The 13,855-nt window shown below is 61.5% G+C and carries 13 protein-coding genes; 3 read left to right on the top strand and 10 right to left on the bottom strand.

The window, feature by feature from the left end:
* Window positions 1–108 precede the first annotated feature (108 nt).
* The 6 genes from M2A_RS14850 to chpT all read right to left on the bottom strand — a co-directional run bounded on the left by M2A_RS14850 (window position 109) and on the right by chpT (window position 6,631).
* A complete protein-coding gene (locus M2A_RS14850) occupies window positions 109–954 on the bottom strand; it encodes a CheR family methyltransferase (RefSeq protein WP_045449077.1) in 846 nt (281 codons plus the stop codon).
* The gene (locus M2A_RS14845; RefSeq protein ID WP_280113609.1) at window positions 951–2,093 is read right to left on the bottom strand and encodes a protein-glutamate methylesterase/protein-glutamine glutaminase; all 1,143 of its coding nucleotides are present in this window, start codon (window positions 2,091–2,093) and stop codon (window positions 951–953) included. Before M2A_RS14845 ends, M2A_RS14850 begins: the two co-directional genes overlap by 4 nt.
* Window positions 2,094–2,459 (bottom strand): response regulator, encoded by a 366-nt coding sequence (locus tag M2A_RS14840; RefSeq protein WP_045449075.1) that lies wholly within the window; start codon window positions 2,457–2,459, stop codon window positions 2,094–2,096.
* Between the two features lie 26 nt (window positions 2,460–2,485).
* Entirely contained in the window at window positions 2,486–3,001 is a 516-nt protein-coding gene (locus tag M2A_RS14835; protein WP_045449074.1) for a chemotaxis protein CheW, read from the bottom strand.
* The gene (locus M2A_RS14830) at window positions 2,998–5,715 is read right to left on the bottom strand and encodes a hybrid sensor histidine kinase/response regulator (RefSeq protein ID WP_045449073.1); all 2,718 of its coding nucleotides are present in this window, start codon (window positions 5,713–5,715) and stop codon (window positions 2,998–3,000) included. The genes M2A_RS14835 and M2A_RS14830 overlap by 4 nt, the downstream gene beginning before the upstream one ends.
* 262 nt (window positions 5,716–5,977) lie before the next feature.
* Window positions 5,978–6,631 carry a histidine phosphotransferase ChpT gene (gene chpT, locus M2A_RS14825; protein WP_045449071.1) on the bottom strand — a complete coding sequence of 218 codons (654 nt, stop codon included), beginning with the start codon at window positions 6,629–6,631 and terminating at the stop codon, window positions 5,978–5,980.
* 211 nt (window positions 6,632–6,842) lie between these two features.
* Between chpT and cysQ the strand changes: the two genes are divergently transcribed.
* Entirely contained in the window at window positions 6,843–7,655 is an 813-nt protein-coding gene (cysQ, locus tag M2A_RS14820; RefSeq protein ID WP_045449069.1) for a 3'(2'),5'-bisphosphate nucleotidase CysQ, read from the top strand.
* Window positions 7,656–7,659: 4 nt separating this feature from the next.
* Here cysQ and M2A_RS14815 read toward each other — a convergent pair whose 3' ends face one another.
* The 4 genes from M2A_RS14815 to M2A_RS14800 form a co-directional block, all read right to left on the bottom strand.
* Window positions 7,660–8,418 carry a cyclic nucleotide-binding domain-containing protein gene (locus tag M2A_RS14815; protein WP_081875661.1) on the bottom strand — a complete coding sequence of 253 codons (759 nt, stop codon included), beginning with the start codon at window positions 8,416–8,418 and terminating at the stop codon, window positions 7,660–7,662.
* Between the two features lie 612 nt (window positions 8,419–9,030).
* A complete protein-coding gene (locus tag M2A_RS14810) occupies window positions 9,031–9,444 on the bottom strand; it encodes a YdbL family probable chaperone protein (RefSeq protein ID WP_081875660.1) in 414 nt (137 codons plus the stop codon).
* The gene (locus M2A_RS14805; protein WP_045449068.1) at window positions 9,444–9,653 is read right to left on the bottom strand and encodes a YnbE family lipoprotein; all 210 of its coding nucleotides are present in this window, start codon (window positions 9,651–9,653) and stop codon (window positions 9,444–9,446) included. The genes M2A_RS14810 and M2A_RS14805 overlap by 1 nt, the downstream gene beginning before the upstream one ends.
* Window positions 9,650–11,740 (bottom strand): intermembrane phospholipid transport protein YdbH family protein, encoded by a 2,091-nt coding sequence (locus tag M2A_RS14800; RefSeq protein ID WP_156101781.1) that lies wholly within the window; start codon window positions 11,738–11,740, stop codon window positions 9,650–9,652. Before M2A_RS14800 ends, M2A_RS14805 begins: the two co-directional genes overlap by 4 nt.
* Window positions 11,741–12,042: 302 nt before the next feature.
* Between M2A_RS14800 and M2A_RS14795 the strand changes: the two genes are divergently transcribed.
* Window positions 12,043–12,663 carry a DUF1134 domain-containing protein gene (locus tag M2A_RS14795; RefSeq protein WP_045449065.1) on the top strand — a complete coding sequence of 207 codons (621 nt, stop codon included), beginning with the start codon at window positions 12,043–12,045 and terminating at the stop codon, window positions 12,661–12,663.
* Between the two features lie 34 nt (window positions 12,664–12,697).
* Window positions 12,698–13,615: a hypothetical protein gene (locus M2A_RS14790; RefSeq protein WP_045449062.1), complete on the top strand. Its 918-nt coding sequence runs from the start codon at window positions 12,698–12,700 to the stop codon at window positions 13,613–13,615.
* The last annotated feature ends 240 nt before the right edge of the window (window positions 13,616–13,855 follow it).

Raw genomic sequence — 13,855 nt, 5'->3', positions numbered from 1 at the left:
GGGAAAATAAAGGCGTCTCTTCGGGGGAGGAGACGCCTTTATTATTTGGCGCCCCCAAATAAAAACCCGGCATAAGCCGGGTTTTTTCATGGCAGATTTCAGCGCCGATCAAGCAACGGCCGCCCGCTCCAGCTTGGAGACATCGGCCTCCGCCGGCACATAAAGCCCGCGGCAGCCTTTCAGCGGCTTGAAGGCCTTGGTGATGCCAATCACGGTTTCCGCCGCCCCCAGCACCAGGAACCCGTCGGGGGCCAATTGCTTGGCGATCCGCTCCAGCACCTGCGCTTTGGTTTGCTGGTCGAAATAAATCAGCACGTTGCGGCAGAACACCACATCGAACTGGCCGAGCGCACTGAACTCTTCCAGAAGATTGAGCTTGCGGTACTGCACCATCGAGCGGATATCGGGAGAAATCTCCCAATCATGGCCAATCTGCTTGAAATATTTCACCAGGAGTTGGATGGGCAACCCGCGCTGCACTTCGAACTGGGTATATTTGCCCAGTTTCGCCCGGCGCAGCACATCTGCGGACAGGTCCGTCCCGATGATTTCCTGACGCCAATTGGCCAGCTTGTGGCCCATTTCCTTCATCTGCATCGCCAGCGAATAAGGCTCCTGGCCCGTGGAAGCGGCGGCGCACCAGATCCGGAAGCGCTTCGTGCCCGAGCGCGAGTCCAAAAGATGCGGCAGGATCACTTTCTCGAACATTTCAAACGGCGTCTTGTCCCGGAAGAAGAAGGACTCGTTCGTCGTCATCGCCTCGGTGACCTGCTCCAGCAGCGCCACAGCGCCCGGCCGCATGGCCCCGACCAGTCCCTCAATGTCTTCAAAGCCATTGTCGCGGGCGATCGGCAGAAGCCGGCTTTCGATCAGATATTCCTTATTCGGCGTCAGCACGAGGCCGGAGCGCTCTTTGAGGAACTTAGCGAGATATTCAAAGTCCGCCTGCCTCATGACACGCCTCCAACAATCAACCGGGCCATCGTTTCGGCAAGCTGGCCGAGCGGCAGCACTTTGTGGCAAATCCCTGCCTGAGCGACCGCTCCGGGCATTCCCCAAACAACACTGGTCTCTTCGTCTTGCGCCAGCACCGTTCCCCCGCCCTGCTGCACACGGCGCGCGGCATCGCGCCCGTCATGGCCCATGCCGGTCAGAATGCAGGTCAGGATCGCAGGCCCGTAAATCGCAATCAGACTGTCGAGCATCGGATCGACGGAGGGCCGGCAGAAATTCACCGGCGCTGAATCGTCGAGCTTGATGAACGTATCCGTGCCCTTCGCCTCGAACATCATGTGAAAACCGCCCGGCGCGACATAAATCTTGCCCGGCTCCACTTTCATGCCCGTTTGGCCTTCCACGCAGGGGCGTTTCGCCACCCCTTCGATATGCTCGGCCAGAATGGAGGTAAACGTCGCCGGCATATGCTGCGTGATCACCACCGGCAACCGCGCAAGCGAGGGCGATAGCGCGCCCAGAAGATCGAAGAGAGCGCGCGGACCGCCCGTCGAGCTGCCGATCGCCACAATGCGCGGGCGCGTCTTGGAGGCAGGCTGCAAAACGATGGGTTTGGGCGCTGCGGCAGGCGCCGGGCTGAGCGGACGGCGGGCGGCAGCCGGAGAAGCGGCACTGCCCGCCCGCATGGCAGGACGGCGGCGCCGACCGAGGCCGCGGATCTTTGCAACGAGCTCGCGCTGAAACTCTTCCGGCGCATTGCCTTCCCGCGTGCTTTCGGGCTTGGGCACATAATCGGCGGCGCCCAGCTTCAGCGCTTTCAGGGAGATATCGGCATTGCGGCGCGTCAGGGTCGAGGCCATGAGAACACGCACGCCGGGCGCCGCTTGCAGCAGTTTCGGCAAGGCCGTCATGCCGTCCATCACCGGCATTTCGATGTCCAGAATGACGATATCGACATCGGCATCCGCGATCTTCTTGACCGCGTCTTCACCGTTCCGGCAGGTCACGGCGACCTCGATATCGGGCAGCGCGTCCAGCCAGCGGCTGATCAGCCCGCGAATGACGACGGAATCGTCGACGACCATAACGCGAACAGCCTGGTCGTTCCGGGGTTTGGGTGTTGCGGGTACGGCGTTCACTTAGATCAATCCGGTTTGAGCAAACTTGGACTCGATGATTTCCTTGTCGAACGGCTTCATGATGTATTCGTTCGCACCCGCGCTGATCGCTTCGGTGATATGCGACATGTTGTTTTCGGTGGTGCAGAAGACCACGATGGGTTTTTGACCGCCGGGCTTGGCACGCAATTCTTTCAGGAAATCGAGCCCGTTCATCACCGGCATGTTCCAATCGAGGAGAACGGCATCGGGCATCGCGCCCAGGCAACGGTCGAGCGCTTCTTTCCCATCCTCGGCTTCTTCGATGGAGAAATTCATTTCCTCCAGAATGCGCCGGGCTACCTTACGGATAACCGAGCTGTCATCCACGACCAGACACGTCTTCATGCCATTCTCCTAATGCCTGGACTTTCTCAAGCCGCCAGCGTTTGACCCGTAAAATTCAAAACCCGTTCGACATCGATCACGATCATCAGCCGCGATTCAAGGCGCTGCACCCCGGCGGAAATTTCGCGCCAGCGCGGATCGAGATTGGCCGGATTGCTTTCCATATCCGCATCGGCAACGCGCAGAACTTCACCGACGCTATCGATGATCAAGCCGTAAGACTCGCCTCGGTGCTCGACGCCCACCGCCATGCATCCGGCCGTACGGTCGCGCGATTGCAGACCCAGACGGCGGCGCATGTCGATCGCCGTGACGATGCGTCCGCGAAGGTTCAGAACGCCCGCCACTTCCGGTGCCGAAAGCGGCACCCGCGTCATGGATTGCGGCATGAACACGTCATGCACGCGCGGTACGGGAATGCCGAAAAGCTGGTCCTCGATCACCACGGTGATGTACTCGGACATGCCGGCACCGCTGACCGCAGCTGCGGCTTTCTTGCGCGAAGTACGCGTCGAAGCTGCTTTGGTGTCGTGCTCGCTCATGCCGCCTCTCCTTTGGCATCAAGAATTTCATTGAGAACCTGGATCAAACCGTCGCGGTCGTATTTGGCGACATAATCGTCGAAGCCCGCCTGACGGCCCTTTTCGATGGCTTCCGAAGACCCGAGCGCGGAAAGCGCGATGATCGGGATATGCGACCAGCTATCGTCTTTTTTGACCGCAGCAGCGAATTCGAAGCCGTTCGTCACGGGCATTTCGATGTCCGAAACGATGATGTCGAAGGTCTGGCCCGCATCGCGCAGTTTCCATGCCGCTTCCACGCTGGCGGCATGCACGACCTGATAGCCGGCCATCGCCAATTGCGGCGTCACCATGGTGCGGAAGAAGGGGCTGTCATCGACAAGCAAAAGCCGCTTGGCAGCGCCCGCCTGCAGCGCCGCTTCCTTGCGGCGGAACCAGTCCGCGAAAACGCGCGTCAGATAATGGGCAACGTCCAGAACTTCCGTCGCCTTGTCGCGGATCACGGCGGAGCCCAGGATGCCCGGCACTTCCGAGGTCAGCTCGATATCGAGACGGTCCGTAACGATATCCACGATCTCGTCCACCGCGAGGCCGACGGAACGTTCTTCTTCCGTGAAGACGAGGATCGGCTGGCGGCCTTCGCTGCGCAGCGCGGTGCCTTCGGCCACATGCATGATGGGCATCAGCTTGCCGCGATACTGAATGACGTTGGAGCCGTTGGAATATTCGATTTCGGAGATATCGAACTCTTCCAGGCGCGTAACCAGCGAGAGCGGTACGGCCTTGGGCTCTTTCGAGCCGGCATAGAAGACCAGAAGCGAGGTTTCGCCGTCGGAGGTAAAGCCTTGCTGTTCTTCGGCCACGATCTCTTCCATTTCGTTGAGCTCGCCGGAAATGGCCTGTGCAACACCGTTCGGGTCCATGATCATGATCACCGAGCCATCGCCCAGGATCGTGTTGCCGGAGAACACCGTGATATCGCGCAGAAGCGAGGCCACCGGCTTCACCACGATCTCTTCCGTGTCGAAGACGCTGTCCACGACGATGCCGAAAATCTGCTCGCCCACACGCGTCACCACGATGAAGGCTTCATCGGAAGTTACCGTGCGCCCATCTTCGGACAGGGCTTCGGCCGAGGAGCGCAGCCCCAGGAACTGGTCGAGGAAGACCAGCGGCAGGAGACGGTTGCGCAGACGCAGAACCGGCGTGTTGTTGATATGCTCGATACGGTGATCGGAATCGGCTTTCGTGCGCACCAGCTCCACAACGGCAAGCTGCGGAATGGCGAAACGCTCTTCGGCCGCTTCCACGATAAGCGCGGAAACGATCGCCAGCGTGAGCGGGATTTTGATGGTGAAGGTCGTGCCTTTGTGATGCGTCGAGCGCAGGTCGATCGATCCGCCGATCAGCTCGATATTCGTGCGCACCACGTCCATGCCGACGCCGCGGCCCGATACGTTCGTGACCTTGGCAGCCGTCGAGAAGCCCGGCGCGAAGATATAGCGGTGGATCTGCTGCTCGGTGAGCTTTTCCGCTTCCGCTTCGCTGACAAGGCCGTTGGCGATCGCCTTTGCCTTGATTTTTTCGACATCGAGGCCGCGTCCGTCATCGGCAATTTCGATGATGATATGGCCGCCTTCGTGATAAGCGCGCAGCGTGATGCGGCCCTTGTCGGATTTGCCCGCCGCAACGCGTTCGGCCGTCGTCTCCAGACCATGGTCGGCAGAGTTGCGCACCATATGGGTGAGCGGGTCCTTGATCAGGTCAAGCACCTGACGGTCGAGCTCGGTTTCCGCGCCGATCATTTCCAGATCGATCTTCTTGCCAAGCTCGCGGCTGAGATCGCGCACGATGCGCGGCAGCTTCTGCCAGGCATTGCCGATCGGCTGCATGCGCGTTTTCATCACCGCTTCCTGCAGTTCGCCCGTCACATTGGACAAACGCTGCAGCGGCACTTTGAATTCGCTGTCATCGAGACGGCGCACCATTTCCAGAAGCTGGTTGCGCGTCAGCACAAGCTCGGAAACCATCGTCATCAGGTTTTCAAGCGTGTCGACATTCACGCGGATGGACTGGTTGGCGACGCTTTCCTTCTTGCCGCCTTCGCCCTCACTCTCCTCCGCGCTTGCTGCGGCAGGTTCTTCAACCGGGGCCGGCGTAGGCTCGGGAGCCGGCGCGGCAAGCTCGGGGCCTTCGGCTTCCTGGAATGCGCGCTCAAGCTCGTCCAGCGAAACCTCGCCGGGACGCAGCGGGCGGTCGAGAAGCGGATCGATAGCAGCGCTGTCATCGCTGGCCGCGGTTTCGGCAGCGGGAGCTGCTTCTTCGGCGGGGGCAGCCCCGGGGGCAGGCGCGGCAGCCGCTTCAGCTTGCGAAAGCGCGTTCAGCTGATTGATCAAATCGTCGTCAGACCCGTCGGGCTCGGCTTCATTGGCCTCCAGTTCGGAGAGAATGAGCTTCAAGCGGTCGATGGAATGCAAGATCGCCGTCACGCCGCCATCGGTCACGCCCATGCCGTCGCGGTACTTGCCCATCAGCGTTTCGGCTGCATGCGCCAGCGCTTCCAGACGCGGCAAACCCAAGAACCCGCAAGTTCCCTTCACGGTGTGCACGAGACGGAAGATATTATCCAGAATCTGCGCGTTATTGGGTTCCTGCTCGAATTTCACGAGCTCGACGTCGACAACGTCGAGGCTCTCTGTCGTTTCGGTCAGGAATTCGCGAAGTAGATCATCCATAACGTCCCCTCGGCACTCTCGCATTGCGCGCCCCATGGCCAGCCATAAAGGCTTGCATGCGGGCGTGCTGTGGTTGGGTCCCTGCCTCACGGGATGGAAGGCACTGGACCGGATTGCATTCGATTGTTGGGGAAACTCGTTAAAAAGCTCTGAAATCGGGCATAGAAAAACGGCACGCGCCGCCGGGACACATGCCGCTGAAAAGCCCGAAAAACAAAGGGTTCCGGGTCACTCAGAAAACCGGTTAAGCGAAGGTAAAGGCCTAACGCGCCTGTTTCGCCGTAAAAGTGAAGTCCTCACCCGTCATCGCCGCATCGAGCTCCATATCAAGGCTGCGGGCGACAAGGCCGGTAAAATAAGGCTGTACCCCGCGCGCGTCGAGCACGTCTTCCGGACGCACGCCGCCGAGATATTTTTCCGTCTCCAAAGGAATGCGCGCAGCCTTGCCGCTGGCCCGCAGCGAAAAGCTCGGTGTGTCCGGCACCCCGTCCACCTTGACGGAAATCGTGCCGCCGCGCGGGATGGAGGCAAGCGCAATGACGATCATGTTCAGCAGCAGCTTCACATAGTCCTTGCCGATCGTGGCAACCGGTGCTTCCCACGTCACCTCGGCCTTCTCGCTTTGCGCATAGCCAAGTGCCACATCGCGTGCATCGGTGAGCTCCAGATGGGCCCCGGCAGACCCCGCCGCGCCGAACGCCAGCCGCGCGAATTGCAATTTCGCGGAAGCCTGGCGCGCGCTCTGGCGGATCAGATCCATGGCGTGGCCGCGCATTTCCGCATCGTCGTCTTCATCGTCATCCAGCACTTCAAGGCCGTTGGCGATGGCGCCCACCGGGCTGATGACGTCATGGCAGACGCGCGAGCATAAAAGCGCCGCCAGTTCGAGAGCTTCGATTTCGTAATTATCGGCCATGATTCGCTTCTCCCAGGGTCTGCAAGATTGTGATTAACACCCCCTGCCCCGCCTTGCCAGCCTTCAGCTTACACGGGCCAAACCCGGGCGGGATATAGCCCCCCTCCCCCGCGCCCGGGCCCTTCCTGCTTGACCTTGCCCGGCTGGGGTGGTGTTCTCCGGCCAGTTTCGAATGCAGCGCCACCGCCGCCCAACCTCAGCCAGAAAAGATATGAGCATAGATTACCCTTCCTTGAGCGCCGGCCTGTGCCGCATCGCCGTGGCCGCCGGGGCGGACATTATGCGTCATTATGAAGGCGGGCCGGTGGACGTCACGCAAAAGCAAGACGACTCGCCCGTCACCGCCGCCGATCAGGATGCCGAAGCGCTGATCCTGAAGGGCCTCGCCGAGCTTGCCCCCGACATTCCCGTCGTCTCCGAAGAAGCGGCCGCTGCCGGTCACATCCCGGTTTTCGGGGACGTGTTCTTTCTGGTGGACCCGCTCGACGGGACCCGCGAGTTCATCAACAAGAACGGCGAATTCACGGTCAATATCGCCCTCATCGAGAAGGGTGAGCCGACCTGCGGCGTGGTCTATGCGCCCGCCAAGCAGCGCCTCTTTTATGCCTGCGGCCCCGCACAAGCCTATGAGCAGGACGTGGAAGCGAATACGGCAGGCGATCTGAGCAAGGCGCCGCCGCCGCGCCGCATCAAAGTGCGCGCGGTTCCCGAAACCGGCATGGTCGCCGTTGCCAGCCGCTCCCACCGCGACCAGAAAACGGACGAGTATCTCGACCATTACAATGTCACCAGCTTCATCACCGCCGGCTCATCACTGAAATTCTGTCTGCTGGCGGCAGGTGAAGCCGATATTTATCCCCGCCATGGCCGCACGATGGAATGGGACACGGCGGCGGGCCATGCGGTGCTGTCCGCAGCAGGCGGCAGCGTCACGGAGCTTGACGGCACGCCGCTGCGCTACGGCAAAACCGAGCGGGGCATGGATAACCCCTACTTCGTCGCCAAAACCTGGAAGGGCCGTTAGGGCGTTAGCTCAGATCCTCGCCATCGGCGATGGAGGACAGCGTCTCGCGGTCGCAAATCTCGATCTCGTTGTGATCGCAGAGCCGGATAAGACCGCTGGTTTTGAACTTCGTCACCGTGCGGCTCACGGTTTCCACCGTCAGGCCCAGATAATCACCCATATCCGCCCGGCTCATCGGTACGGAAATCCGGTCAAGCGGCTTGGCCGCCTCACGTCCCTGCACGGTCGACAGCCAAAGCAGGAAGGACGCAAGACGTTCTGCCGCCGTCTTGCGGCCGAGCAGCAGCATCTGCTCTTGCGCCGAGGCGATGCCGGCAGAAGCCAGCGTCAACAGCCGGTGGCCAAGCTGCGGCGCATGATCGGCCACGTTTTCGAATTTCTGTTTCGGCAATTGACACAGCTTCGAGCTTTTCAGCGCTTCGGCGGTAAAGATGTGATCGGTGTGAAATGCCAAGCCGACAAAATCGCCCTTGAAAAGAAAGCCGGTGATTTGCCGGCGTCCATCGGCAAGCAGCTTGTAGAGCTTCAGCGCGCCGTCCATCACCACATAATAAGCTTCGGCCGGATCCCCCTCGAAGAAGACCGTATCGCCAGCTGAAAGATCTTTGTGGCGCGAGTGCTGGGAAAGCTCCGTCAACTCCGCATTGCTGAGCGCTGCGCAAACCGCGCGCGTGCGTACGTCGCAAGCAGCGCACGGATTGGCAATTTCAAACGTGCCATTGAGCTGCTGGACCGATGGCAATCCATTGCTGTCTGTTTTCATCAAGCTTTTGCCGACCTCAAAAGCCAGCCTCCAGAAAAAAGGTCAGCCTCAGCTTAGTGCGAAGATGAATCCACGGCAATGGGCTGTTGAATTACCGCCGCCTCACAAGACGATATGACGCAGAAAGCGCCGAAGCGCGCCACAAAGCAGAGGCGCAATCAGGCCGCTGCGATTGCCTCTCATTGTTGCGAAGAGGTGGCGCTGCGAAAGACAGCAAATCTCCGAGGCAATAGGGCGGCTGGAAAGTGGCTGGCGGCGAGGCCGGACCAAGCCCCCGTTCGGTCCAACCCCGCGCCAGCCCCACTCGAGCGCCGGCAAGCCGGGCGAGTGGAAATGATGCCGAAGACGCCCCCCAAACGTCACGTCTTCGGGCTGCCGGGCGCCATATGCGCGAGGACAAGGACATGAGGCCCGGCCCTCAACAAAGTGCAATGCCCGTGCCGCGCCGCAGATCACGCGCAATGCGCGTGATTCGGCGAAAAACAGACATAGGGGAGAGAAGGCGCTCCGCCTGCCCCGTGCCTGCAAGGGACAGGACCGGCGCCTCTGTGCCCATTTGGCACAGGCTCGGACCGAGAGTGCCGGGACCGGAATGAGAAGATCAGGAAAGCCTCAAGGCTTCTTCACCCAATTGCCCGAGGCATCTTCCACATAAGTGCCGGAGGCGGCATTGCCGATCAGCTTGGCGCCCGCAAGCTGCTCCACGGCAGCCAGCGTCGAGCCGGGGGTTTTTTCCGCAATCGAGCGGTAGGCATCGCGCCGGCGCAGATTGATGTCGTCCACCAGGCGCACAAGATCGGCGGAGGGCGCGGAAACCACGATCCCCACATAGCCGTTGCGCTTCTCGCCCACTTCCCCGCGCGCTTTGGCGCCGTCGAGACTGTCGGCCAATGCAGGCAGCGTCAGCCCCGCCACCATCAGCGTCAACGCCCCGAAAAAAAGCGCGGTGAGAAAGCGGCGGCGCGGCTGGCTCGCGGGCCGCTCGGCGGCAAGCGTGCGGGCGCGGGCTCTTGAGAAATCACGCATCAGAAAATCTCCGGGTTCTGGGCCAGCAGATCGTCGAGTTCGCGGTCCACTTTCACGCGCACTTCCTGCTCGATCTTGACGTTGAGATTGATTTCGATGGGCTTGTCCGGCGCCTCGATTTTCACCGTGGGCTGACAGGCGCCGAGCGCCAGCGCCAAAGCGCCCAGAAAAGCGCCAAAAGAAGAGTAACGGAGGATAGCTGTCTTCATGGCGCAGGCGTTCCTTGCTCGCGAATGACATCCAAGGCTCTAAAGCCCACCGTACCACGCTGCAGAAGTTCGGCAAACGCCGCTTCGGTGCGGATGTTTATTTTGAAGGGGTAGCCGTCATAAAGGTCCGGGTTCGCCCCTTCGATGAAAAGACCGAGTGTCAGCCTGTCGAGCGCATTGCCGTTCAGTGTCATCTCAAGCCCCTTGTAATGAAAATTCTTCAGCGCCTGGAAAACGAGATCGCTCTGCCCGCCGGTCTGCGCTTCGCCCGCAGGCCCATTATAGGCAAGAACGCCTTCGCCTTCCGCTTTGAGCTTGCCTTCTTTGACGAGCACCTTGCCCTCCTCGATAACGACCGGCACATAGCCGCTTACCCGGCCCGTGCCGCTTGCCCCGTCGAGCGCCAGAAGATCCAGCAACTTATCCAGCGCCACCTGGCGCACGCGCAGCGTGAATTCCTGCGACGGGGCGGCCGGCTCGATCGTGCCTTCATCAAGCGAAATCGTACCGCCTGCAAAAGGCCATGATGCTTCTTGAACCTGAACCGCGCCTGAAGGCTCGAGCTCGAATTGCACCTGCCCGTCCAGAAGCTCGATCCCGGCGGAAAGGCGCCCCACCTCAAGCCGCTGCGGCCCGGCCGTCACAGGCGGCATGAGCGAGGCCAGCGCGACGGTGCCATCGATCCCTTCGATCCGCGCGGCGGCCGTCGAAAATCCGAACCCGCGCAGCGCCGCCTCGCCTTTGCTCGTGAGCGTGCCGCCCTGCCAGAAAAGCCGCGCCTCGCCGGAAAGCTCTCCTGCCGCCCGCGTGATATGCCCCCTGAGAAGCGGCACGAGGCGCGCCAGCTCAAGCTGCCTCGGCGCGAATGTCGTAAGCGGCAGAGTAAGCGTGAGCCCGCCGCGCTCGTTTGAAAAATCGTGCCGGGCGCTCAGCCGCGTTTCAAGCCGCCGCTGCGGCGCACCTGCCGCGCTTTTCACCATGCCGGTCCAGGTGAGCGTATCTTTTTCCACCATGCCTTGCCCTGAGAGCTGCAAGGGCGCGAAGCGGTGAACGGGCGCGCTGTCTTTCACCGCAAGACTGGAAAGCGTGAAGGCAGACGTCAGCGCGCGCTCACCGGCCCCGGCTGCAAGCGATGCCTTCCCCTCCATCTCGATCCCGCTTAAAGCCAGCGCATAATCAATGAGCGCGATCTGCCCGCCCTTAGCGCGCCACGCAAGGCGGGCCCCCTCCGCGCCGTTTTCGACCTTCACTTCAAGCGCCGGCATCTGCCCTTTGGCGAAAGCCCGGCGCGCGCCTTCCCGGTGCACTTCAAAGGGAAAAGAAGGAAGCGTCAAAGACGCCTCGCCCGCGCCGGTGCCGGGTGAAAAGACAAACGCGCCGCCCTCACCGGGGCAAAGCTGCAGCGCCCGGACCCGCGCGGCATAAGGCACACCTTCCCATGCAAGCCCCGGCGGCAGTTCGAGCTGCGCGCAGTCTTCCAACGCAAGGGACAGCGTGCCGTCCTGCCAGCGCACATCGCCGCTCGCCCCGAGCCTTGCATCGCCGAGCGGCGTTTGCGCCTCGAAGACCGCATTTTTAAAAAAGAACGGCGGCAGGAGCCCCATTCCCCCTTGCGTTTCACCTTCCCCGCCCCCGTCAAGAAAGGGCGCAAGCGCGCCGAAGCCGATCCCGTTTTCTTCGTCATATGAAAGACGCAAGTAAGGAGAAACGACCTCGATGCCGGAAAGCCCGGCCATGCCGGCAAAAAGCGAGGTAATACGCACGCGCACCCGCTCGGCGCTGAAAGTGGGATTTTCCGCCGGGCCGATGCGCAAGGCAGCGATATCGACGCCGCCGAAACCCGCCTCCTCGACCTTGAAAGAAAAATCCTCCACCCCCTGCCCGGCCAGATAATCGCGGGCAAAGGCTTCCAGCAGGCCGGCCCGGTTCTGCCAGCTCCAGAAAAGCCCGGCCCCAAGCACCGCCAGAAGCAGAAGGATGAACAGGGCAAGCCGGCGCCCTTTTCTGCGCCCGCGCCGTTTCCCGCCCGCAGGTCCGGAGGCTAAGGCCGCCTGCGATGGACCGGTATCGTCTTTATCCAGGCTCAATTTGTCCCCCACAAGGTGCCGCGGGCAGCTGACCCCGCGCTCCTTCTGAAGATGGCGGCCATATGGGCCAAAAAATAGGCAAAAAGCGCAAATTTCAGGATTTTCCCCCAGAAACCAGCTGGCCCCGTTGCTGCCATGTTTCGCAGGCACAAAAACGGCTCGCTTTCGTTATTTTGCCGTTTTACCGGGCGAGGATGTGTGCGAATACGGCACAGTGCCGGGTTTCAGAACGGGTAGCGCACCCGCCTCCAGGAAAATCGCGAAGGCAATTTCCGGGGGGCCTTGCAGAAAAGGATAGTGGAATGCCGCGTTTGAAAACATTTGCCGTCTTGGGGATGCTGAGCCTCGGAACGCTGGGGATCGCCGCCCTTGCCGCGCCTGCGGCCAAAGCCGCAGCGCCGAACGAGCCCGCCCCCAACGTCGAAAGCCGCAATGAAGGCAAGACCTTTTCCGAGGACGAGGTTTTCCAAGCCGCCAGCAATTTCCTGGGGGAAACCGCCGAGGGGCTCGCCGAAGTTATCCACGCGGTCTTCGCTGAATATGGTGAACCCAATGCCTATATAGCCGGGCAGGAAGGCAGCGGCGCCATCGGCGTCGGCCTACGCTACGGCTCCGGGCAGCTGGTCATGAAGGACGGCCCGCGCACCGAAGTCTTCTGGCAGGGGCCCTCCGCCGGCTGGGATTTCGGCGGCAATGCGTCGAAAGTCTTCACGTTGGTCTATAACTTGCCTGACACCGGGCAGATCTACCAGCGGTTCCCTGGCGTGGAAGGCAGTGCCTACTATGTCGGCGGCGTTGGCGTGAACTATCAGCAGCGGGGCGATATTGTCCTCGCACCCATCCGGGCAGGCGTCGGCCTGCGCCTCGGGGCGAATGTCGGATATTTGAAATATACGCGCGAGCGTGAGTGGCTGCCCTTCTGAAGCAGCGGTAAAAACGAGGGAGAGGGGAAAAGATATGATTGAAGGGCTGATGATCTTCGCCCTGGGATTTTTCCTGGCGACCCTCTTTGCCATCATGAGCGCGCAGTTCATCTGGCGCCGCGCCGTGGCCGCAACGACAAAGCGGCTTGCGGCGGGCGAGCCCGGTGAAGAAGGCGAGACGGAAGGCGGCCCCTCGGCCCGTATCGGCGCCTTACAAGCACAAGTCAGCGCGCTGGAGGAAGAACTGGCCGCCAAAACCTCCGAAATCGCTGCCCTTTCCTCCCGCAACCGGAAGATCGGCACCCACCAGGCCGAAGAAAATGCGGCCCTCACCCGTGAAGTGAGCGGGCTGCAGGAAGCGCTTGCAGGCGCCAGAGCCGACCATGAAGCGGCCAATGCGGAGCTTGCCGAACAGCGCGCCCGCATCGCCTCTCTTGAAATCGCGCTCAAGGAAGCCGAAGCCCGGCGCAAGGAAACCGGACGCCAAGCGCGCGATGTCGCCGAAAGCGCCCGCAAACTTGCTGCGCTTCTGCAGGAGCCCGAAGAAGCCCCCGCTTCTGCCCGGCCTCACAGCCGCCCGCAAACCGCGGCCCGCCCTGCCGAACCCGAAGCGCCCAAAGCAAGGGAAGAACGCCCCGCGCCGATCAAAGCGCAGCCGCCCGCCTGGGCGAATGTCGTTCCAGCGGCAGGCGCCGCCGCGTCTGCCGGCATTGCAAGCGCGCGCCATGCCGAGAAGGCGGCGGAGGGAGAAAACACCGCCGCCCTTTCCAGCGAGGAATATGAAGAAATCAGAGAATCGCTTCTCTCCTTCTCCGACGGCGTGAAAGAAGAATTCGGCGACCGGCAGGACGAAAGCGAAGAGGAAGAGCACAGCCCTCACACGCCCGCCTCGCTCGAACAGAATCTCGAAGACCGCATCAAGGCGCTGCAAGAAGGCTCACCCATCGCTTAAGCATTAATAGAACGTAGCCACAGCTCTCTTTCGTCTGGCGCCTTTTGCAACTCACCATCTGTTGCCACGCTAAAACAAATGCCGCATCCTTCCTGAGGTGCGGCATTTTGCGTAAGGACTGTGCGCCCGTGTCGCGTTGCCCGGTCATTGATAAAGACCGACAAGACGATCTGATGGATGCGACTTCTGGGGGTGGCAGATATCGTTGCCGGAGGGGCACATACGCAAGTCGAGGGGAGA

The organism is Tepidicaulis marinus, assembly GCF_000739695.1.
Lineage (GTDB): Bacteria > Pseudomonadota > Alphaproteobacteria > Parvibaculales > Parvibaculaceae > Tepidicaulis > Tepidicaulis marinus.
The sequence above is the reverse complement of the archived record's forward strand: the minus strand, read 5'-3'. Positions and strand labels throughout refer to the sequence as shown.

Excerpts from the sequence above, each read along its gene's own strand:
- M2A_RS14835 (WP_045449074.1), bottom strand. The coding sequence starts at position 3,001 with ATGAGCGAGCACGACACCAAAGCAGCTTCGACGCGTACTTCGCGCAAG.
- M2A_RS14850 (WP_045449077.1), bottom strand. The coding sequence starts at position 954 with ATGAGGCAGGCGGACTTTGAATATCTCGCTAAGTTCCTCAAAGAGCGC.
- chpT (WP_045449071.1), bottom strand. The coding sequence starts at position 6,631 with ATGGCCGATAATTACGAAATCGAAGCTCTCGAACTGGCGGCGCTTTTA.
- cysQ (WP_045449069.1), top strand. The coding sequence starts at position 6,843 with ATGAGCATAGATTACCCTTCCTTGAGCGCCGGCCTGTGCCGCATCGCC.
- M2A_RS14795 (WP_045449065.1), top strand. The coding sequence starts at position 12,043 with ATGCCGCGTTTGAAAACATTTGCCGTCTTGGGGATGCTGAGCCTCGGA.
- M2A_RS14830 (WP_045449073.1), bottom strand. The coding sequence starts at position 5,715 with ATGGATGATCTACTTCGCGAATTCCTGACCGAAACGACAGAGAGCCTC.
- M2A_RS14790 (WP_045449062.1), top strand. The coding sequence starts at position 12,698 with ATGATTGAAGGGCTGATGATCTTCGCCCTGGGATTTTTCCTGGCGACC.
- M2A_RS14810 (WP_081875660.1), bottom strand. The coding sequence starts at position 9,444 with ATGCGTGATTTCTCAAGAGCCCGCGCCCGCACGCTTGCCGCCGAGCGG.
- M2A_RS14840 (WP_045449075.1), bottom strand. The coding sequence starts at position 2,459 with ATGAAGACGTGTCTGGTCGTGGATGACAGCTCGGTTATCCGTAAGGTA.
- M2A_RS14815 (WP_081875661.1), bottom strand. The coding sequence starts at position 8,418 with ATGAAAACAGACAGCAATGGATTGCCATCGGTCCAGCAGCTCAATGGC.
- M2A_RS14805 (WP_045449068.1), bottom strand. The coding sequence starts at position 9,653 with ATGAAGACAGCTATCCTCCGTTACTCTTCTTTTGGCGCTTTTCTGGGC.